This window comes from Cognataquiflexum aquatile (assembly GCF_003316845.1).
GTDB lineage: Bacteria > Bacteroidota > Bacteroidia > Cytophagales > Cyclobacteriaceae > Cognataquiflexum > Cognataquiflexum aquatile.
The window spans coordinates 641,033-663,484 of sequence record NZ_QMIK01000001.1; the positions used below are offsets into that span (position 1 = coordinate 641,033).

Below are 22,452 nucleotides of genomic sequence, written 5' to 3' on the forward strand. Positions count from 1 at the left end.
ATCCTACTCTAAATCATATTCTTTGGTAAGCAAAGCGATCAGCTGGATTGCTTTATTATTTAATTGTGCCAGCCTGACTTCAATAAGGAAAGTGCTTCCTTTAAGTTGGTGGATACAAAAGGCAAGGCCTTGTTGAAGGGCTGGGTCATAGGACCTAAGAGGTGGATTGTCAGTTGGCCTTTGAATTCCACTGGCGGTCACCATTTGATCAAAAACAAACGGGTTAAATATTTGAGAGAGTACAGGGAAGGCATTGTACCGTTCTGTGCGTTCATCTTCATGGTTAGTGATTAATTTCTCTATTAATTTTTGATATGACATGATGCTATCTGTTGCCTGTTCATTTCGGATCAATCGCAGAGAACCAGAATTTTTTAATTGGGCAAAGGTTCGGTCATTGTTTTGAAACCAGACACTTCTTACCAGGCTTCTTCCAAAAAAATACAGCTCATTTTCATGGCCTTTGATGGTTTGATTTCTTAGCAAATGCATCAATGAGTCCATTTGCATCATCTTCAATTTTCTGAAATCCAAGGCTACCCGGATAGTGGCAGTATCAGATTTCAAATCTTCGATAAAAGATTGAATGAACTGCTTTTCCTGTTGCTTTTCTACCATATTTCCCCGATAATTCTCTGCCAGAAACCCACAGAATACAGCAAGAAAAAGCATAAAGAATTCTTTGAAATAGGATTTCCAGTTCCTCTTTTTCAGGGACCTGATTACTTCTTTGTTGGAAACATCCTGAGGGGTTTCGGGGAGTTGTTTTTCTTCCATGAGGTTTCTACTGTTCCAAAGTGACAAACAACTGCGAATGAATCAGCCAAGTCCCCGAGGCTTTGGTCCATTGGGCGGAGTACTTCCCTCCTACTTCTGGTTTATCCGAGTCTTCATAATATCCCTTCCAGGTGCCCGTCTCCCAGGCCAGTTGGGTTTTGTGATTGACAATAACCTCATCAGGGGTTCGGATCCAGTACATTCTCGGACCTTTGAGGGATTTGAGGTAGATTTCCTGTTCTTCTTTACCCGAAATCAAAACTCCCAGTCCGGTGGTAATAAAAGCATCCTCTGTTGAGAAGGTCGCATTCAACTCATGATCAAAACTCCGGATAGCCTGATTGGAAGCTTTCCGTTTTGCGAGAATCTGGGCTACTTCATCATCCTGTGCAAAAGAGAAAGTGACTAACAAAAGTCCTATCAGAGAAAGAAGTGTTCTTTTCATAGTTATCTGAATTTATTATTTGATTCCTTCCCCTTGTATCGGAGTGGGGGAAACTATTCCAACCCGTTTAGAAAATTTATCCCATTCCAGCAGAAGCTCTTGGTATTTTTCAGGCTTTGTTTCTTTCAGATCTTGCTGTTCGGATAGGTCAGTTTGCAAATTATAGAGCTCGAAGTTTTTCAACTCAAAAGGTCTTATAGTATTAAGAAGTTTCCAATTCCCCTTTCTGAGCATGGCGTAGCCATTATGCTCCATCCCAAAAACATAATCTTCTGCATGAATTGCTTGTTTTTCACCTGTCAAAACCGGTAAAAGTGAAGCTCCAAGCAGAGGTTTCACCACTTTACCATTCCATTTTTCAGGATAATCAGCATCTGCGAGTTCATAAAAAGTAGGCGCCAGATCCAGCAACGTGAAAAAGGAATCATTGATGCTTTCTTTATTTGCAACCCCAGGACCAGAGATGATTAGCGGCACATTCATTCCTCCCTCGGTGGTGAAGCCTTTGTAATATTTAAAAGGTGCAGATCCAGCCTCTGCCCATTGGGGTCCATAAGAGATATAGGAATTAACTTTTCCCATGTCCACATATTCATCCGAGTAATTTTCTTTCAAGAAAGGTCCGTAATTCTTGTTGTAATAGAAATCCTCTCCAGCGGCGCCATTGTCTGACATAAAGACAATCAAGGTATTCTCGTATTGTCCAGTTTCTTTTAGATGATTGATCAATCGCCCGATGTTGTAATCCAAGTTGTCCACCATCCCGGCGTAGAGTTCCATCTTGCGCGCTTCCTTTTTTTGCTCCTCAGGAGTGAGGGAATCCCAAGCTTTGATAGCGGGATGCGAAGGAGGCAAAACAGCATTTCCGGGGATTATTCCTGCCTTTTTGAGGCTTGCAAATCGCTTTTCCTTCAATACCTCGTAACCCTCATCATAGCGGCCTTCGTACTTTTTCCTGTATTTTTCATCCACTTGGAGGGGCCAATGGGGAGAAGTATAAGCAGCAAATCCGAAAAATGGGCGATTCTCTTTTTGGCTTTGGCTGATATAGGAGATCAATTTGTCGGTGTAAACATCCGTGGAATATTCCCCTTCCTTCCAGATAGTTTCAATTCCGTTTTCCGTGTAGGGCGAAACAGGGTTTTTCTCCCAAATTCCCTTTGAACTATAATGATTGCCACTGCTTTCCAATAACACATAGGAGTGTTCGAATCCTTTTTGATGTGGGTTGTCCTCAGGTCTCAAGCCAAGGTGCCATTTCCCAGACATGAACGTCGAATAACCCGCTTTTTGCAATACCGCCGGAAAGGGGACGATTCGATCCGAAAGGTGGCCTTCATAGCCGGCAACAGCTGAATTCAAGCCTTGAACCCCCATCCCTGCGATATGATTATCATTTCCCGTGAGGAACATGGCTCGGCTCGTAGCACAAAAAGGGGAGGCGTGAAATCGACTAAAGCGGATCCCTGTTTTGGCCAATTTGTCTAGATTAGGAGTGGAAATATCTCCTCCAAAGGAACCCAAATCCGCATAACCCAAATCATCGGCAACGATCAAGAGGATATTGGGAGGCTTAGGGGGCGATATTTCTTGTTGGCAAGAGAAAAGTAAGAATCCAAAAAAAGCATTGAAGATAATTGGTCTGATTTGATAGTTCATGTTTTCAAAAGAGTAGAATAGGTAGTGCTGATTAGGTAAACCCTTCTTTATAAATTAAATGTTTGAGGTTCCAAATCTGAAAGGTTTAAATTCTTTTAAATGTGACAAATCATGATTATTATCCGGTTAATAATAAATAAGATAAGTATTTTTCGATTGGTTTTATTTATCCATCTAACCTTTATTCTTTTTCCACATCCGGTACGCTTTACCCAGAAAATAAACCAAAGTCAATATGCCTATCAATATGAATGTCCCCTGGATCTGGGTTTTTGACATATTGGAAAGAAAATATAGAATAATGCCTGCAGAGATAATCGGAACGGTATATCCAAATGGGATTTTGAATTCCCCGGGACCGCTTGCTTTTGTTTTGCGAAGCTGAATCACAGAAAGGGACACCCCAAAATACACCAACAACATACTCGCGGAGGCGATGACGGCCAATTGCCTAAATCCTCCCAAGGAAGCTATGGTAAAACCAAGTCCTGCATAGAGCAAAATCGAAACATAAGGGGTTTTGAATTTATGGTGGATAGAAGCCAATTTTGCAATCGGGATCACCCCATCCACAGCCAACCTGAAAAACACCCTCGGCAAATTCAGAATCTGACCGCTTAGCATCCCAAACATCGATATACCAGCCCCAATAAAAAGAAGGGTATATCCTACAGGACCAAAAACAATCCGGGCAGTTTCTGCCAAAGGAGCTTTTTTGAATTCCGTGAGTTCACTTCCCAATACGCCCTGAGAAACAGTTTGGATCAGGATATAAAGCAAAAGCACAAATGATATCCCTATGAAAATCGCTCTTGGAACGGTCTTTTGGGGATTTTTGATTTCCCCTCCTATCGTCAGTCCGGCATCCCCTCCCTGAAAAGCAAAAAACAAAATCAATGAAGCCTCGCCAAACTGTTGGATGGTCGGGGCTGATTCCCAATATAAATTGGTCAATTGGACGTCTTTCCAGCCAATCGTCACCAACAACAGCAGCGGGATCAATTTGGCGACGGTATTGATTTTGACCAAACCGATTCCCTGTTTGACTCCGATGACATTGAGGGTAGCCAAGCCTGCAAAAATCACAAACAGGGTCAAGACCCTGACATACTGGTTTTTGAAGACAGGAAATACCAATCCCAAAATTTCAACAAGGGCATTAGACACGGCTGCATCCGAGAATATGCTGCCCATCAACATAAATATGGCTGCCAAGAAACCGGGATATGGCCCAAAGGCTGTCTCTATATAAGCATATCCCCCGCCTGAGTGGGTCACCTTACTCCCCGCCTCGGCAAAGCACAACATGACCAAAGCAATCAAAAACCCGCAAAACAGGTAGGCAATCACCGCTTGGGTTCCCATGATCTCGGCAACAATTGCCGGCAAAACAAAGATCCCTGCCCCGACGATGATGTTGACAATATTGGCCGAAAGCCCCCACACCCCAACTTCTCTTTTTAATCCCTCTTGGGTGATTTTCATAAAAATTTCTAGAATTTAGTTTATATCGATTTTCAACTTTTCAATTTAATCAGAAATCCAATAGATGCAATTTGGCTGAGAAAAGAATGGGTTTTGGGGATTTTGGAAAAATTTTTAAGGGATTAATGCTTTTTTGCAAGAAACCCGGTAATCTACTTCAGTCCGGACGGAAGACCGAAGACCCCCGCCTGTCGTCGGGCAGGGATGTACCGGACATGTCAGTCTCCAACCTTGAATTATTTTGAGTTAACGCATTTAAGGGCATTATTGCGTGTGAAATAAAATATGTATTTTAAACCCAAGGGTGGAAAAGGTAAAAAATTAAACTTTTTTCAGTCGTCCAAACCAGGACGAACTGCATGTATTTTTTCCCCAATGGGTAGAAATTCTTTCCAAACGAGAATTGTCCACCATAAAACTTCAAAGCAGGAAATATTCATCTATCGGTATTTTGAAATTGTAAAAATTGGATATTGGAATTTAAGTAAATATGATTTAAGTTGGTGAATAGAAATCACCTGAAAACCAATGCCTAACCCAAAATTTTTCTTCTTTTTTATTCTTTTTCATATTTCATTTTTATGTAGAGGTCAGGAAGTTAGGATCACGCCCATTCCATTTACTTTTGATCCATCCCTTACCAATATTGTGGGAATGTGCCAGGACGATAAGGGCTTTATCTGGATGGCTGACAACTACAATGGTTTGGTAAAATACGATGGGACGAATAAAAAGTATTTTAAGTCCAATCCATATGACAGCAACTCGCTCCATACCAACATGCTGGAGTGTCTATATGCGGGAAAGGGTGGGATTATTTGGATCGGAAGCAATCATGAGGGCTTGGATAGACTTGATCCATCTACGGAGACTTTCACACATTTTCAAAATGATCCTGCCGATCCGCACAGTCTTCGTGACAATCAAATCCAAGCGCTACTGGAAGATCGCTCCGGAACTTTATGGATTGGGACGGGCAAAGGAATGGATACGCTGGACAGGAAGACGGGGCATTTTGTTCATATCCGAGACGATACACCTGCTGGTCGCCTTTTGGACGAAATAATGGTAAGAACTATTTACGAGGACCGTGCCGGACGGATTTGGATTGGTACAGGAAACGCTTTCGATCCCAGTGATAATCCTGCATCAGGCTTGTACCAATTTGAAAAAGAATCCGGTTTGATCACGCATTACAGGCATGATCCGGATGACCCGACCTCGCTCGCTGGAAACCGAATCCGGGCGTTGTTTGAGGACAGTCAAGGAAATTTTTATGTCGGTTCCGATGGCGACGGACTCCATTTCATGGATCGGGAACAAGGTACATTTCAACGATTGCCCAACGTCCCTGACAACCCAAATGCACTCTCTCGCCCTCCCGTCAATCCAAATGCTGCTTACGCAGTGGACCACATCACATTTATCAATGAGGATTCCCAAGGGGCTATTTGGATTGGAACCTATGCAGGTGGAATCAACCGCTACAATCCGAAATCAAAGACCATGGAGTTTTTTGGCAAAACCGGAGTGGGGTCTCATTTTTTAGAGAAGAATGACTTCTGGACTTTACTGAAAACCAAAGACAACATCCTTTGGGTTTCCGGATGGGAGCCAGCGACAGAAAATCAGGTACTTTTTCAAATCTCCACCTTTCAAAATCATTTTGAGCACACCACCATCGGAACACGGGCCTTGGTATTCGCCCAAAACCAAGAACCGGGCGTTTGGATTGGAACCGACATAGGCCTGTTTGGCCACAACGTGAACCAATCGAAGGATGGTTTTTTCACTTTTGTAAGAAAAACCTTGGGAAAAGTAATTATCTGGGACCTGAAGTTCGATCAAGCGGACAATTTATGGGTCGCCACGCTATGGGGCGGAGTCTACTATTTTGATCGGCGGAAAATGTCCTACATGCGATTTGGACAAGAGGAAAAGGGTAAAAACGGACTTTCCTCTTTGATGCCCCAAGTGGTATTGACGATTCCCGATGGCAATACTTGGATCGGAACAACAGGTGGGCTTGATTTATTCAATTCAAAAAGTGGAAAAATCACTCATTTTACCCACGATCCCTCCGACCCCAGCAGTCTAAGTGCAAATGCTGTTTACGGTCTTTTGGAAGATTCCAACGGAAGAATCTGGGTTACTACTGTAAATGGGATTAACCTTTATCGGAGTGAATCAGCCAATTTTGAAAGGTTTTTGGAGAAGTCTGGTGTGGCTGTTATCGAAATTTATGAAGACAGCAAAAAGCGGATTTGGGCCAGTACCTACAGATCGGGTTTTTATTTGTTTGATCCTGAAACAGGAAGCTTCAATCGGTACTACGACAATACCGGTCTGATCACTGATATGCTCCTCATAACAGGGCTAGTGGAGGATGAATCAAAATATCTTTGGTTGTACACGGATATTGGCTTCATTCGGCTGGATCCTGAAACTAAAAACGCAGCCTTATTTGGTAACAGCTGGAAAAAATCGAGCGATACGGGATTTTACTCTTTAAACGCATTTATTTCCAAAAACAAAGAGATTTTTGTCGGGAATGGTACCGGTTATTTTTCTTTCAGGCCGGCAGAATTGGAAAATCAATATCCTACACAACCTGCACCTTATTTATCAGCTTTTTTTCTGAGAGATCGTAGTGTTTCATTCCAAACAGATAAAAAAATCCTACCAAAACCTCTCAATGAAACCAGTGAGATACGGTTGCCTCACAATCAAAACACCTTCACGCTCGAATTCGGAAGTATTGATTTTGTGACGATGGAGTCCGAAAAAAATCTACGCTATAAGCTGGAAAACTATGATCCAAACTGGAAAAGCGGAGCGGCGCTCAGTGCCGATTACTATTCCATACCCCCGGGAGAATACATTTTTCATGTCCAAGCCACTAACCGATATGGGAACGTTGGGATTCGCTCTGTTTCCATTACTGTGATGCCGCCATGGTTTACCCAATGGTGGGCATGGCTATCGTATGCTTTACTGCTGTTTTTAATGCTGTATTGGGTATATGGATTCTTACTCCGTAGAAAACTTGCCCAAGCAGAAGTCATCCGGCTCCAAGACCTCGATCAGGTCAAAACCAGAATTTACACCAATTTGACCCACGAATTTCGCACCCCTTTGACAGTGATATCGGGTATTGCGGACCATATATTGTCCCAACCTTCAATAGAGAATTTGAAAGACGGGCTGCCCATGATCAAACGGAATAGTGCTCAATTGCTCAGACTGATCAATCAGATGCTGGATCTATCCAAACTTCAGTCAGGTAAATTGTCCGCAAAAATGATCCATGACAATATCTTGGGTTACCTGAAATACCTTACCGAGTCTTTTCATTCCCTGGCCGATTCCAAAGATATTCGTCTGCATCTACTCCCGGGTTTTGACGAGTTGTACATGGACTTTGATCCTGAGAAAATTCAGGCCATTTTTTCCAATCTGGTATGGAATGCTGTAAAATTTACGCCCCCGGGAGGCAATATTTATATAAAAATGGAAAAGATCACTTCCGGAGAAATGGGGGATTTTTTGGAAATCAAAGTGAAGGATACCGGCAAAGGAATTCCTTCGGAGCATTTACCTTACATTTTTGATCGGTTTTATCAGGTGGATGATTCGGCTACCCGATCAGATGAGGGAACCGGAATCGGCTTGGCACTCACCAAAGAACTGGTCCAATTGATGTTGGGAACTATAGAGGTCAGCAGCCAGATAGGAAAGGGTTCGGAATTTACACTGAGACTTCCCATTCAAAAAGAAGCTCCAAAAGGTAATGCCGGCGAACTGGAGCAACAATCAAGGCCAACTGTCTCCGACATTGTGGAGGCTTCTGCTTTTGGAACAGAAGAAGATTATAATGAAACACTCCCGCTGGCCTTGCTGGTAGAAGACAATGAAGATGTACTCAGCTACCTGGAAATCTGTCTCCAAGGCAAATACAGAATCCAAAAAGCCAGAAATGGCCTCCAGGGAATCCAATTCGCTATAGAAATGATTCCAGACATCATCGTCAGTGACGTGATGATGCCTGAAAAGGACGGCTACGAAGTCGTCGAAAGGCTAAAAAAAGATGAACGGACCAGTCATATTCCCATCATCCTGCTTACTGCCAAAGCAGATATGGAATCACGATTGGAAGGATTGGAAAGAGGCGCAGATGCGTACCTTTCCAAGCCCTTTGAAAAGAAAGAGCTGGAAGTCCGATTGAGGAAATTGATTGAGGTACGACAAAAGCTGACAGCGCGCTATGTAACACTGGACCCTGTGGGGACACCCGAAACTCCTGCAGAAATACAAGAGGATGCATTTCTAAAAAAGCTTCGCTCCCTCGTGGAAGCGAATTTGGAAAGCGAGGAGTTTGGCATTGGCGAGTTATGCAAAGAACTGGCTGTAAGCCGGACCCAGCTTCATCGTAAGCTTAAGGCCCTGACCAATAAGTCCACATCCCAAGTTATCCGGGCGATTCGAATGCAGGAAGCAAAGAAACTTTTGCTCAACCCTGATTTGAATATTTCGGAAATCGGCTATGCAGTAGGCTATGGCAATCCCAGCCATTTTACCCAAGAGTTTACCAAGGAATTTGGGGAAGCTCCAAGCTTTTTTAGAAAGGGGTGATACTTTTAAGTGGTTATTCGCTTCTTTGCCAGTAAGCCTTTAATGTATTTCAAGCTTGACGGAATTCCGATAGCTATCAGAACGAAGTCGGAAGTAACGGGCATTTCAGTGTTTGACCAAGAATTATTTCGAATTTTTATCTTAAAGGCATAATTGCGTACATCCATATTCTTTTTAAGCCAAAGAACCGATTTTTCAAAGCTGTTCTCCGGATACAACTTTTAACGGATTTCTTTCTGGCTAAAGAAAAAGGCAAATTCAGCTTTAAGCATGAATTGGAACAAAGGCTAAAGCCTATGAATCAATAGCTAAACCAATATTTTAGGCAAGTATTTACCTTGGATTCCATAAAAACATAGATCGGGTAGTACAAAAATCCATTGGCGTGAAATCGGCAATGGTTTTTTTATTCTCAATTTGATCCAAGGCTTTTAAAAAAGGGTGATTCTTCTTCCAAGCCTAACGGCTGGTTCTTAAACCTGATGGGGATTCAACTTTTCATGAAATTATTTCTTTTTGCTTAAAAAATAGACAAAACAGGCATTTTTATGGATTTGGAACAAAATATAAAGCATTTGGAACAATAACTACGGTTCGCTCATCTCCTCAAACGTACCTTAGTTTCATGTTTATTAAGCGCTTTCGTTGACTCAATTAGAGAAGGAGTAAAGGCCTTTATAAAAACCGAAGTATAGAGTAAACATGAAATCTGCTTTTCAAAATTCTAACCATTTAACCCTAAAAAAATGAAATCAAAAATGTATTCCCTTGTGGCTTTGGTGGCCACATTTTTAACATTTACTGCCTGTTACGATTTACAGGAAGAAGTAAGTGTCAATGCAAAGAAAGTTGATAACCAATACCTGGTTAAGGAGATTGCTAAAGGTGCGGCCTTAAAAGGCTCCAACGGCATCAACTTTGGACCGGATGGCAATCTTTATGTTGCTTCGTTTCTTGGTCAGGAAATAATCGTGATGAACAAACAAAACGGCAAGATCATCAAAAGGATTTGTCATGAGGACGGGGTGATTGTTCCCGATGATTTGGTATTTGGCCCTGACGGATCGCTTTATTGGACTGATCTTTTTATCGGAGAGGTTGGCCGAATCGCTCCTGATGGAACTTTGACCAAGCAGTTTGTAGCCCCGGGGGTAAATCCCATTACCTTCTCAGATGATGGGCGTATGTTTGTAGGACTTTGCTTTCTAGGTGATGGACTTTATGAGGTGGATCCCGAACTTAAAGCACCACCTAGACCGATTATTGTTACATCACCGCCATTGAATCCATTCCCACTTGGTTTTTTGAATGGATTCGATTTCGGTCCCGATGGGAAATTGTACGGACCTCTCTTTGCAGGAGGTGCAGTGATCAGGGTAAATGTAGGTGGGCCAGGAACCCCTCCCTCAACCAATCCTTTTGCTGATGGTACCGCAGAATTCGTGGCAGGAGGCTTTACAGTTCCTGCTGCTGCAAAGTTTGATTCCAAAGGAATCCTGCATGTAGTGGATCAAACAGGTGAAGTATTCAAAGTAAACCCATCAACTGGCGAAAAAACACTTTTCATAAAAATTCAATCAGGACTTGACAACCTGGCCTTTGACTCAAATGGAAGTCTATTTATTTCCAATAATGACTTTGGTACAATAGTAGAAATTCTTCCCAGTGGACAACCCCGCACTATCAGTCGTGGGGGAATGACCTCCCCAATGGGCTTAGCGGTATTACCTGGGGCAAATAAAAAAGATGCATTATATGTTCCGGGCGTTTATCGCCTGCATCAATTGGATGGCCTTACCGGCAAAGAAACCAATGTATTTAAAGGTGATTTACTCAATGGTGCCGGTAATCTGACAACGCCATTTACACTTTCCGCAGATGGAGAGAATCTGATCGTATCTTCCTGGTTTGGTGCTGTGGTCCAGATATGGAATCCACAAACCAATAAGGTCATTGAATCCTTTCCCATGGGTGCTCCGATTGACGCCATCCGGTTTAAAAATGATATCGTAGCATCTGATCTTGGACTAGGCGGTGTCGTCCGGATAAGTGACAAGTTGAAGATACTTCCGATAGACAACGTCAATGTATTTGCGCCAAGTGGTATGGCAACTGACGGCAACACGTTATGGGTAGCTGACTGGGGTACAGGCATTGTTTGGCAGGTAGGATTTAACGGCAATACGCCAAGCACACCTTTTCCAATAGCAACTGGATTAATGAATCCGGAAGGTTTGGCTTGGGATAAAGAAGGCGGTTTGTTTGTTGTTGAATCAGGAGCTTCCAAGCTATCACGAATTGATCTGATAACAGGAACTGTCAGCAAAATTGCAGATGGTCTCAAACTGAGTGCACCTGCATTTGGTCTGGCTGGTTTCCCTCCAACTTGGTTATTTGACGGTGTAGCAGTCGGCCAAACCGGTGATATCTATGTTTCGGGTGGAGGCAAGAATGTGATTTACCGCATCTCCAAAAATTGAGGTTTATTTTCCAAATAAAAACCATAATTCAACGATTTTCATTTTTTAACCATTTCAGGCGACCAACTCCCCCTTTTCTATCCGAAAAGGGGGAATTTTTTTATCTGATTTGTACCAAAATTCTTTAAGTTATTTCTGTTTTTCCGGAAGCTCCAGACCATCCTGCTTCTCCATAAGCTGGATTATGCTATTCCAAAAGCGGCTTCAGAAGAAGCATCCCGACTGGTATTTTGATTTATCCAACTGGAAAAAATAAAAAAACAGAATTAGTTTTGGAGATTATGCCTAAATTTGACATCAAATTATCCTTCAATGAACAAACCATCAAATTTATTAAAGGGGCTCATTTTTTTTATCATTCTGATTTTCAGCAGTTGCTACCCCATCGAACCGGAATTTGTATCGGACTTTGATTCTGTATTTACAGAAAAATCAGATCCGGATTTTGATTTTGGCAATCCAGCCATCAGAACTTACTATTTGGCAGATACGGTCATGGTATTAACAGATCCAGGCGTATCTGATACAAATCTTGAAGTGGATTTGGACCTGGTCTTAAATCGGGTGCGCACCAATATGGACCAAGCCGGTTACACCGAAATTTCAGATAGAAATTTAGCAACCCAAGCAGATTATCTTGTTTTGGTAAGCGTAAACCGCTCCGACAACTACTTCAACACCTGGTGGGGTGGTTGGGGTGGATGGGGCGGTTGGGGAGGCTGGGGTTGGGGAGGCTGTTGCTTCTTTCCACCCGTAGTCACTACCTCCAATATCCGCACGGGTTCCATAATCGTAGAATTGCTGGACGGAAAGACCCTTTCCCAAAGAAACCAAACCATTCCTGAGGTATGGTATGGCGTGGGTTCAGGTTTGTTTCAAGGCAACAATGCCAACCTGAATAACCGCACGCTGAGAGCGATCGATCAGATGTTTATCCAATCACCCTACCTAAAGCGCTAAACGATGAAAAAAGTATTGGTTTTTATCGCCATCATCACAATAAGCATTTCTGCAAATGCACAATCAAAAAGCAATCGAATCCCGAACTTTCGGGTGAACAACTTCCGCATCAACTACGATGTGGCCGTTCCACTTGGAAAAATGTCAAATGAATTTATCAGCCAAATGTCCTGGCGCGGGGTAAGTATCGAAAACCGCTGGGGTATCAAGCCTAAGATTTCTATTGGTTATTTGCTCGGTTGGCAGGTTTTTGCGCAGCGGTTCGATAACTACACCCAAGAATTGAACAATGGCAATGCAGCAATCAATGGCAATCAATTTAGAACAATCAACACATTTCCGATTCAGGGAACTGTACATTATACCATTGTCGAAGATGCGGATATCATGCCATGGGTAGGCCTGGGCATTGGACTCGCTCATTCCAATCAGGTGATGCAGGTTGGTTTTTTTGAAGATCAAAGAACGATTACAAGTTTTTCTCTTACCCCGCAAGCGGGCATTGACCTTCCGATAAATAGGGTAACATCACTCAGTGTTAGCACGCGTTACAATTTCTTTCTCCATAGCAGTCAGCCTTTCAATTACTCTTTTATGGTATTTAGTGTCGGGATAAAAAATCGGTATTTTTAGGAAATCAGGCCAAAGTCTGATTCTCCGTTTTTGGGAGAGGAGTTTTTGGCGGATTGATCTAAAGAACCAGGACAGATCTCAATGGTTATGGTATTATTTTTTTTGGGTTTGTTGGATGATTTCCAAAGCCAAAGTGTCTAATTTTTTATAGTGATTAAGCATTTCTGTGTTCCAAAATAATTTCCCTTGGTATAAATTTTCAAATTCCAAATCGTGAAAAACTTCATAATAATCTCCATTGAAAAGCTCTGATTTGCTATCGACTTCCATGCTATTGTATGTATTCAGATTTTGCATGGAAATATGTTTATACAAATAGGGAATCAATAGCGTCGTTGCTTGCATATCCTGATTTTTAAAATCTTCATCAGCATCCTCCAGTAATTGTAACCATGTGAACAGGTTCTTTTTAAGTGCAGGGTTTCTAACAAGATTAAGTTTTCCCGAACTGATCAACTCATTGATTGAGCTGTTGGCAGGATTATAATTACCATATTTCAATGATTTGCTAAGAATCCCGGCAGGTTCCGCTTTTTGAATTTCATCGTGATCGGCATTCATTAAACTCAATACTCTTCTGACATGATCAGTAGCTATCTCTAAGTCAGCTATGCGCTCTTTCAAAACTATTCTGTTGTCTTGGAATTCAGCATTTATGTCTTGAGTGAGTTTATTACTTTCCGCTTCGAATTTTCGGCCTTCATTCCAGGTATTCACCTGCAAGGCAATCAAAATCCCGATTACTACAAGCAGTATTTCTCCTACTGCATAGGCCAAATACCGGGTGACTCGGTTTTGGGAGAGCAGCTGTTGGCGGATTTTGCGGAAAAGGGAGATCATCTCAACTGTACGGCTATTTGGGACCTGATTTCTTCAATTTTTTGAAGGGCAATTTCAAGATTTGTCACGGTTCCTTCCCGGTTATCCTGATGGATTCTGAAAAGCACAATGTTGGAAGGTTTTTCAAAAAATGTTTTGGAGTTTACCGGCTGACAATAATCCAACCAGTTAAAATCCGAAAACTCTGCTTTGACTAGCGGAATCCAATCGGTACTAAAAGAAAATTCCACGTCATCCAGACTTTGATAGACCTCAAACAAACTCACATCATAGTAGGAAATTAAGGCCAGCTGGAGTTCTTTATCCGTGATGTTTTCTATCCCTTTTGCCTTTAATACTTCAAAGGCACTGGATTGGGATTTAAATCGTTCGAAGGAAATGATTTTCCCCATCCAGAAATTCAGGCTGTCACTGTAGTTTTTAAGGGTTATTTGCTCCAGCAGCTGATCGGTCAATTCATTTGCCTGTTTGGCTTTAAAGAGTTCTTCAGACAAGAGTGCAGAATCCCGCTGAAGGTTTTGATCGATTAAGGAAAGTATTTCTTTCTCAAACACCCTGGCCTTTCGGTTTTCGTTCCAGGTGTTTACCTGCAAGGCCAACAAGATCCCAACCATTACCAAAGCGATCTCACCCACTGCATAGGCTAAGTAGCGGGTGACCCGGTTTTCTTGAAGCAGTTTTTGGCGGATTTTTCGAAAGAATTTGATCATGGTGGTCTTATATAATTGATTAATTACCAAGATCATCCCTGTTTTTGAGGGCAGCCATTCCACCAAGAATCAGCCACTTGCCATTCACTTTTTTCCAGGTATGGGTAAACTTATAGGTCTCCTTTCTGACTACTTTATTGTCTTTGGCTGTCCAAAAATAATCTGTGTCGTAAAATACCATCACCACATCCTCAATGGCGTTTGATGCCTTTTTGTGAAGGGTATAGCTGTATTTCAGATCGGGGTCTTTATGCAAATCAGGTATCCAACTGGCAATTTTGCTTGCGTCAGACACTCCATCCCCAAAACCCGGATAGCCAATAAAGTCATCGTGCCAGAGTGTTTTATAGGGCACGGTGTCAATATTCTGAACATATTCCCAATAAAGTTCTTCCATATGCCAGGCTTCATCTTCCAGTTCTGTTTTGCTGAGGGAGGGTACTGGTGTTTCAGGCTCAGAAGAATCTTTATTGTCAGGGCCGCAGCTTGTAATAAGGAGTGAAACAAGTAGCACAATCAAAGGGAGAGAGAAGGTTTTTTGGTTTTTCATAGTAGGGGGTTTAAGTGTCAATACTTTTTAATGCATTTAAGTGGTTGTTTTTTTCCATTCCTGGCTGTCCTGTTTCTCCTGAAGCTGGATCAAAATATTTTTCCAAAAGCTGCTTCTGGAGAATAAGCATAACCATCCCATTTTATTCCTTCAGCCGATTGTATTTTTTGAGCACTTCTACCAGCAATCCATGAGGCAATGCATAAGACTTGTTTCCATTGATTCCTTCCATGGTTTCAGCCGCGATCATGGCATTGATGATGGCTTCTTCGACTGCCTGAACTGTCGCTTCCAATAAGGGGTCGATCAGATCATTGGGCAACATGTCTACTTTTGTGAAATCAAAACGCTGAAAAGCGTCAGGATTGGCGGTGGAAAATGCGATAAAAATATCGCCCGATCCATTTGTTCCTATTCCTCCGGTATTGCCGATTCCGATCGGAACCCGATTTGCAATCCGCTTCAACTGATGGGGAAGCAAAGGTGCGTCGGTCGCCACCACCACGATGATGGAACCGTCCCCTTCTTGGCGATAGGACTGTGGCGGCAATTTCAGTTCGTTGTTCAAAGTGTCCATGAGCTCTTTTCCTACCGGAACTCCGGCAATGGTCAAAGAGGATTTACTTCCAAAATTAGCCTGAACCAAAGCCCCAACTGTATAAGAAGAACCTTTGATCTTGACGATTCTAGAGGATGTCCCTGTCCCTCCTTTGAAACCCAAACACATCATTCCGGTGCCTCCACCTACATTTCCTTCTGCGATTTTGCCAGTTGATGCGTTTTCAATCGCTTCTAGCACATGTTCTTCCTTGACATGAAAACCATAGATATCATTTAAAAATCCATCGTAAGTTTCCGCTACCACAGGATAAGTGTACCACCATTCTTCTCCTTTGTACCAATCTGTATCCACGTACCATTTCAATACCGCATCCCGGACTACACCTACGCTGTTGGTATTGGTAATCATAATCGGGGTTTCCAGGAAGCCGGATTCGGTCAGCCAAGTGGTTCCTGTCATTTCCCCGTTTCCATTCAAACTGTACCAATTGGCAAATACAGGGCTGAATTTATTTGCTTTTCCTCGCGGGAATATGGCGGTGACCCCGGTTCTGACAGGACCTTTGCCGACGATATTTTTACCGCTTCCTGAGATAATGGTGCTATACCCCACTTCCACACCTTTGACATCGGTGATGGCATTGAATTGACCTGTTGTGCCGTTAAATGGTACGCCTAAATCTCTTGCCCTGGGTTTTTGGGCATAGACGACAGTTAGGTTGAGGATAAGTAGGATGAAAACAATTGACCTCTTCATAGTTTTTTTAATTTATCTAAAAGCTTAACCATTCAATATACATATTTTCAAATTCTTTCCGATTGGTGCTAAACTTTTGCTCTTTTCTTTTCTTGAAGAATGCCTACCTTTAACCAAACCCAAAATAAATGTCCAAAGCCAAAATCTTTCTTCTCGCATTATCACTCCTAGTTTTGCTATCCTGTAAGCCTGAGGAGAAATGGGAAGTACTTTTCAACGAAAAAGACCTCACAGGTTGGGATACCTATATAGGGCCGGTATGGGTGGCCACGTCCGACTCTACTGTTGGAAGGTCTGACAATCCCATTGGATTAAACATCGATCCGCAAAGTGTATTCAGTGTGGTGGAAGTGGATGGAAAGCCTGCAATCCGCATTTCCGGCGAACAGTGGGGAGGCTTGTCAACTAGCCAAGAATATAGCAATTACCACCTTAGCCTTCAATTTAAATGGGGTGAAGCAAAACACAAACCCCGAGACAAAAACAAGAGAGACAGTGGGCTACTATACCATGCCGGGGGACCACATGGTGCAGACGGTGGCTTTTGGATGCGTTCACAGGAATTACAGGTGCAGGAAGGTGATTGTGGCGATTATTGGGGCGTGGCTGGCGGAATCATGGACATTCCGGCAAAGAAGACCGATGAATTCTATGTCTATGATCCTGAAGCAGAAAAATTGGTTTTCAGTGACTCGAGTGAGGTGGGAAGGCGCTGTATAAAATACCCCGATGCAGAAAATCCGACCGGTGAATGGAATACCCTAGAACTCTATTGCTTTGGCGATACAGCCGTGCACCTGGTGAACAACAAGGTTGTGATGGTGCTCTACAACTCACGTTACTTATTTGAAAAAGGGGAATTGCCTCTCAAAAGCGGCAAAATCCAAATCCAGTCCGAAGGAGCTGAGATTTACTATAGAGATATCAAAGTCAAAAAAATATCCGGTTTGCCAATTGATCTTTAGATCGTTAGGCTTTAATACTTAAAACCCGACTTTAATTCTTCCACTTTCTCCATTGCAGGATCTGTCAATAAGATCTTGTGGGTTTCATGCAGAATAGCAGGATCAAATGGTTCTGTGGTTTTATGATATTCAGCTTCAAACTCTTTTCCCCAATATCCAAAAGCGTCCTCAAGGATTTTCACATAACTGCGTTCAATGACGTTTTGGGTGTGGTCATTATTGGGCACCAATGTAAAATCAGGAAGCGCCTTATAAGCGAATACCGGACTTCCCTCAATGGTATATCCTTGGATCAAATCTGTGACCTCAAATCGCTCATACCCCAACTCCCAAGCATCATAATTGGGCAAATCAGCCTCGGGCACAATATACAATACGCCATTGATGATAGTATTCGGGTCTTCACGGATGTTGAGGTAATGAAGGTATTTGGGATAGACCGTATCTCCTTCTATCAAAATATAATCCTTGGTAAAAGTACTGTCCACATTGTATAGAGGAAGGTCTGTCGGCCATGCAAAAGTCCATGACCTCTTGTAACCCTTGAGGTGCGCGGGTAAAAACGGTCCATTATAAGCCTTATCCAAAAGACCGGTTTCAATCAAATTTTTGGACATCAAGGAACCATAGCCAAACATGGCCACGTGGCCTTCAGGAATAGTGAAGGTTTCCAATTTCTCCTGACAACTTCCAAGGAGGAGGAGTATAACAGCCGGAATCATTAGCGTAGATCTTAATTTCATATTTTCTTATAAACCATCCAAAAACTTAAATATTTCAATGTAAGCATTTTCAAACTCCTTCTGATTTGGGCTGTGCTTTCCGTCGGGTATAAATATCCTGATATCCATATCCTTCCTGAGCATGGGAACAAACCTTTCAAAAGTCTTAGCAGGAATCTGATCATCCAAGCCCCCATGCCACAGAAAAATAGGTGGGTCTTTTGGATCAAAATAGGTAATCGGCTCATAGATGGCTAGGTTTTCTTTTGATTCATAACCTTCCGCAGGAAAAAGTGCCCGACCCACTGCTTGGTACTGTTCATTCTCATGCTCCGTAAAAACCCTCTCCACCACATCCAATCCATCCACAGGACCGGAAAAGTTGATGATACCTACGATCACAATACCTTCATCAAGTTTATTGGGATACCCCAGATTATTTTGGGTCAATCCCACATTTGTGGCAATATGCGCCCCTGCCGAAAACCCCGTCACAATCACATTGTCCAAATTCAAATCATAGTCAGCATTGTTGGTTTTGAGGAAATTCAAAGCATGTGTCAAGTCACTCGTGGCAAGGGGAATCCCACGTTTCAATCTGTAATTCAGATTGACGACATTCAGACCTTTCTCCAGGTAGGGTTCGATGTACCTTTCCTCCTGACTTTTGTCACTGAAGTAATAACCTCCTCCGTGCAGAAACACAACCGTGTAGTTTCGTTTACCAAAGGATTTTGCTTTTTGGGAAAGATAAATATCCATGGTTTGCTCCGGGTCCGAACCGTAGGAAACGTCTTTCAATACATTGTAGACCGTTTCCTTTTCTGCAGCCGCCAAGTCCACTGTGGATGTCAGTTTTTTGTAACTGGAGGACAGAATTATTGATAAAATAAGGAGGAGGCAAAGGGATGTTTTTTGCATGCAGGATTGAATAATGTGTTCCCAATTCATTTTAAAAACTCTTTGATTTATTTCTTTTTATCGGCAAACCAAGTGTCTCTGAGAATTTTCCATTCTCCCTCCTCTTTTTGCCAAACCAACAGATACCTTCCTGTCCCTACTATTTCCCCGTTTTTATGAGACCAAGTACCTCTTCCTTCTTCCACGAGCAATTGGTCATTGCCCCATAAGTGTATTGTTTTGAAACTCGATCCGGTGATACCATCCCGGATCATCCGTCCAAAAACCTTAGTTATATTTTCCCTGCCCACAGTGGAAGGAATAACTTCGGCATCCACTGTATATATATTGCCCAAGGCTATTGAATCTTCATTCTGTAAATAATTTTCATATTCGCGCAGCCGCAATTCAATTTCCTTTTCAAGTACAGCTAGATCCACCTGTTCCATTTCCAAAATTGTTTCGTCGGATTTTTGGTTACAGCTTACCATGAATAGTGAAGACATTAATAATGTCAAGAGTAGCATATTTGTAAATTTTGTTGTTTTCATGATGGTTGTATCCTTTTTAGTATCCAATTATAAAGTCCCTCGTAATTTTTTCAATTGAGGCCGCGCCGGCAAGTTGCATGTCCCGGATTAACTCTCCCTTAAGAATGTCCAGCGCGATTTCCACTCCTTCTTGACCCAAGGCACCGAGTCCCCAGCAAAACGGCCTTCCGATGCAGACTGCATTCGCTCCCATTGCCAATGCTTTGAAAATATCGGTTCCTCTTCTGATTCCTCCGTCGATTAAAACCGGTATCCTGCCTTTGATTTCGTCTATTATTTCAGGTAAGCATTCGATGGTTCCTCTGTTGCTTTCCAGTTGCCTTCCGCCATGATTGGAGACAATGATTCCGTCTACGCCATGGAGGATTGCCAAAGCAGCATCTTCCCGAGTGACAATTCCTTTAATGACTATTTTCATGCTGCAGTTGGCCCGAAGCCAATCAATGATCTCCCATGTGACTGTCATGTCTGTAAATTTCATGCCTTCAGGAAGGATTCCGTCAAGGTTACTCATTTTGAGTTCGCCGGCGTCGATCAGCTTAAAAAGCGTTACTGCGCTTGTCTCACGATTACCAACCACAGGCGTATCTACTGTCAATACACATACCGGACATCCCGCCTGTTCTGCTTTCTCAAGGAGTATTTTGGTGATCTTTCTATCCGGAGTCGGATACAATTGAAACCAAAGATTGGGACCATAAGCAGCAGCTACTTCCGATACCGAATAGTTAGACACGGTAGACACGATCATCTGATGCTTCCGGGAAGCTGCTGCTTTTGCTGTTGCCACCTCTCCCTCTTGATGGAAAAATTTTTGAAATCCGACCGGACTTAAAATAATGGGAGTTTCAAGGCTTTGCCCAAACAGTTCAACTTTTGTGGAGATATTGCTGACATCAATTAAAGCCCTGGCTCTGATTTGGATTTTATCATATCCCTCAAGGTTGGCCTTCACTGTTTTCAGGTCATCGGCACCTCCATTCAGGTATTCAATAGCATCTTCGCCCATCACTTTTCGGGATAAGGCTTCCAAGTCAAAGACATTTTTAAAGTCCGGAATTTCATCGGCTTTGTCCGGACTTGATGTGCATCCCGAAAGCGATATCGCCGGTAATGCCAAAGCCAAACTGGATAATCCGATCCACTCAAGAAACTTGCGCCGCTGAATGTCAGTATGTTGGTATGAATCTAAACTGTGCATTTTTTCGATGTCAGAAATTAAAATATTGTGAACAGGGTTCAAAATAAACTTTCCACCACTACCTGCCAGGCCCCTGTTTTAGAACCAAATTCAATCAATAATACTCCTCCAATATAAGCTCCCATCGTAACCAACGCGGGTATTGAACTGTAGCCTTTGCGTTTTTGATACCATGCCAATGCTCCAAAAAGAAGAATGGTGAAAGTTAAGGTTGCATATGAGGCAATGTAATTCATCACTACCCCCTCGGGGCTATAAAACTGAAATATAACGCGGTCTGCAGATGGTCCAAGGGCGGTCAAAATAGCACCAAACATGAAGGTGGCATGATGCAGGATGCGCTTTCGATAGATGATTGCTAAAGTATATAGCCCCGCTAACAGTAAAAAATAAACAAGACCCAAATCAAGAGAAGCGGCAGCAGAACTGTAAATCTGTTCAGAAGTCATTTGTATTTCTCCGGAAGCTACTCTTTCACTCATTCGTGAAAGTCGGCGCAGATACCGTTCCTGAATCAAAAAATAGAGGCTAACCAGAACAAGGGGCATCAGTACATAACTTGTTTTTCCCAATAAACGATGCCACTTTAATTTCTTTTTTACTATCAAAAGTGGTTGCGCAAGGCTCATCGCCACCCAGGCCATGATCAAAACAGTATGGATATGAATGATAGAAGAGGAGTTGGTGTCTCCAAAAAGCGTGGACCAATATCCCGGCCAAAACCCTATCGCAATGAAGGGAACCAAAAGGAACAGAAACCAAACGGTATTGGGAAAGAAAATGCGGTTGGTTACATTTGACATACCCTGTTTCAGTTTTTTTGGGACAGAGGTAGAATGACCAAGGTATTCAGAAGATATTTGCTTTGATGGTTCCATTTTCTTGCTTTTAATTTGACTGATAATAAATTCGGCACTATGGATGCAACAGGCTCAATACTATAGTAATTAAAATAAGTTGCTGCTATTTGGCTCCGGGCACCCGGCTTCTGAGGTATTTGAATTGACCGTTGTGGTTGGATTCATGTTCGCAGACATGGAACCACTTGCAGTAGTTATTGGTCGGGCCCCAAGGCCATTCCTCATCCACCTTCATCAACCAATTATCGTCTCTTTTCTTAAATTCCTTGATGGTGTTTTCCCTTACTTCCGTCATGATTTCAAGGTAATAGTTAAAGTTATTGCCCTTGATGGTTTTCCTGGCCTCCTCGCCAAGGTTCATAGCCACATCAAATCGTTTGATATCTTCTTTACTCCAATCTCCCCATTTCTTTCCTTCGAAAGTATGGATCTGGTAATACCGCTCCGTTGCAGCCAAATGGAGCAACATTGCACCTATGGAGTTGGAGTTTTTATCCAATAAAAAATCCAGCTGTTCCACGTTCATTCCTTTGACTGGCCACAGTATCACATCCCGCATCCAGGTCATCATGGATAGCAAGGTTCCGATATGCGGTGAAAAACCTTCTCTAGGTCCGATCACATTGAGTCTGTCCTCGGTTGGAAATCCTGATGCATAGATTGGGTTGGAAACCATAGACAGGCCTAGTGTGCCTGAAGTGATGACTGCGGCAGATTTCATGAAATCTCTGCGGGTAGATGGATTGTTGTTTTTCATTGGGTTG

Annotated in this window: 19 protein-coding genes; 5 read left to right on the plus strand and 14 right to left on the minus strand. The window is 42.5% G+C overall.

From position 1 onward, the window contains the following. Window positions 1-3: 3 nt before the first annotated feature. From DQW11_RS02590 to DQW11_RS02605, 4 genes are all read right to left on the minus strand, one after another. Window positions 4-777, minus strand: coding sequence for a hypothetical protein (locus DQW11_RS02590; RefSeq protein WP_113922439.1), 774 nt, complete (start codon window positions 775-777; stop codon window positions 4-6). A gap of 7 nt (window positions 778-784) precedes the next feature. Beyond that, window positions 785-1,222, minus strand: a complete 438-nt coding sequence (locus DQW11_RS02595; protein WP_113922440.1) for a Cif family virulence factor — start codon at window positions 1,220-1,222, stop codon at window positions 785-787. 15 nt (window positions 1,223-1,237) lie between these two features. After that, entirely contained in the window at window positions 1,238-2,881 is a 1,644-nt protein-coding gene (locus DQW11_RS02600) for an arylsulfatase (protein ID WP_113922441.1), read from the minus strand. A 174-nt stretch (window positions 2,882-3,055) separates the two neighbouring features. Next, window positions 3,056-4,366, minus strand: a complete 1,311-nt coding sequence (locus tag DQW11_RS02605) for an APC family permease (protein ID WP_113922442.1) — start codon at window positions 4,364-4,366, stop codon at window positions 3,056-3,058. A gap of 528 nt (window positions 4,367-4,894) precedes the next feature. Here DQW11_RS02605 and DQW11_RS02615 point away from each other — a divergent pair. The 4 genes from DQW11_RS02615 (at window position 4,895) to DQW11_RS02635 (ending at window position 13,071) form a co-directional block, all read left to right on the plus strand. After that, window positions 4,895-8,998: a hybrid sensor histidine kinase/response regulator transcription factor gene (locus DQW11_RS02615; RefSeq protein ID WP_113922444.1), complete on the plus strand. Its 4,104-nt coding sequence runs from the start codon at window positions 4,895-4,897 to the stop codon at window positions 8,996-8,998. Window positions 8,999-9,744: 746 nt separating this feature from the next. Further along, window positions 9,745-11,478: a Vgb family protein gene (locus tag DQW11_RS02625; protein ID WP_113922446.1), complete on the plus strand. Its 1,734-nt coding sequence runs from the start codon at window positions 9,745-9,747 to the stop codon at window positions 11,476-11,478. A gap of 312 nt (window positions 11,479-11,790) precedes the next feature. Then, on the plus strand, window positions 11,791-12,438 hold the full coding sequence (locus DQW11_RS02630) for a DUF4136 domain-containing protein (protein ID WP_113922447.1): 648 nt from the start codon (window positions 11,791-11,793) through the stop codon (window positions 12,436-12,438). A gap of 3 nt (window positions 12,439-12,441) precedes the next feature. After that, entirely contained in the window at window positions 12,442-13,071 is a 630-nt protein-coding gene (locus DQW11_RS02635) for a hypothetical protein (RefSeq protein WP_113922448.1), read from the plus strand. 93 nt (window positions 13,072-13,164) lie between these two features. On the opposite strand, the gene DQW11_RS02640 is transcribed toward DQW11_RS02635, so the two are convergent. The 4 genes from DQW11_RS02640 to DQW11_RS02655 form a co-directional block, all read right to left on the minus strand. After that, window positions 13,165-13,911, minus strand: a complete 747-nt coding sequence (locus DQW11_RS02640; protein ID WP_113922449.1) for a DUF6090 family protein — start codon at window positions 13,909-13,911, stop codon at window positions 13,165-13,167. Further along, window positions 13,908-14,621: a hypothetical protein gene (locus DQW11_RS02645; RefSeq protein WP_113923177.1), complete on the minus strand. Its 714-nt coding sequence runs from the start codon at window positions 14,619-14,621 to the stop codon at window positions 13,908-13,910. Before DQW11_RS02645 ends, DQW11_RS02640 begins: the two co-directional genes overlap by 4 nt. Window positions 14,622-14,640: 19 nt before the next feature. Continuing rightward, window positions 14,641-15,171, minus strand: coding sequence for a nuclear transport factor 2 family protein (locus DQW11_RS02650; RefSeq protein WP_113922450.1), 531 nt, complete (start codon window positions 15,169-15,171; stop codon window positions 14,641-14,643). A gap of 142 nt (window positions 15,172-15,313) precedes the next feature. Continuing rightward, a complete protein-coding gene (locus DQW11_RS02655; RefSeq protein WP_113922451.1) occupies window positions 15,314-16,489 on the minus strand; it encodes a DmpA family aminopeptidase in 1,176 nt (391 codons plus the stop codon). Window positions 16,490-16,617: 128 nt separating this feature from the next. On the opposite strand from DQW11_RS02655, the gene DQW11_RS02660 reads away from it, so the two are divergent. Beyond that, complete coding sequence (locus DQW11_RS02660) at window positions 16,618-17,454, plus strand: 3-keto-disaccharide hydrolase (RefSeq protein ID WP_113922452.1); 837 nt, start codon at window positions 16,618-16,620, stop codon at window positions 17,452-17,454. Between the two features lie 11 nt (window positions 17,455-17,465). Here DQW11_RS02660 and DQW11_RS02665 read toward each other — a convergent pair whose 3' ends face one another. From DQW11_RS02665 to DQW11_RS02690, 6 genes are all read right to left on the minus strand, one after another. After that, window positions 17,466-18,197 carry a gamma-glutamylcyclotransferase family protein gene (locus tag DQW11_RS02665; RefSeq protein ID WP_157966007.1) on the minus strand — a complete coding sequence of 244 codons (732 nt, stop codon included), beginning with the start codon at window positions 18,195-18,197 and terminating at the stop codon, window positions 17,466-17,468. 6 nt (window positions 18,198-18,203) lie between these two features. Next, on the minus strand, window positions 18,204-19,097 hold the full coding sequence (locus tag DQW11_RS02670) for an alpha/beta hydrolase (protein WP_157966008.1): 894 nt from the start codon (window positions 19,095-19,097) through the stop codon (window positions 18,204-18,206). Between the two features lie 47 nt (window positions 19,098-19,144). Continuing rightward, a complete protein-coding gene (locus tag DQW11_RS02675; protein WP_157966009.1) occupies window positions 19,145-19,627 on the minus strand; it encodes a YybH family protein in 483 nt (160 codons plus the stop codon). Between the two features lie 16 nt (window positions 19,628-19,643). Continuing rightward, window positions 19,644-20,828, minus strand: a complete 1,185-nt coding sequence (locus tag DQW11_RS02680; RefSeq protein ID WP_113922456.1) for an alpha-hydroxy acid oxidase — start codon at window positions 20,826-20,828, stop codon at window positions 19,644-19,646. A 38-nt stretch (window positions 20,829-20,866) separates the two neighbouring features. Beyond that, window positions 20,867-21,631, minus strand: a complete 765-nt coding sequence (locus tag DQW11_RS02685; RefSeq protein WP_157966010.1) for a hypothetical protein — start codon at window positions 21,629-21,631, stop codon at window positions 20,867-20,869. A gap of 160 nt (window positions 21,632-21,791) precedes the next feature. Further along, window positions 21,792-22,445: a DinB family protein gene (locus DQW11_RS02690; RefSeq protein ID WP_113922458.1), complete on the minus strand. Its 654-nt coding sequence runs from the start codon at window positions 22,443-22,445 to the stop codon at window positions 21,792-21,794. Window positions 22,446-22,452: the final 7 nt, after the last annotated feature.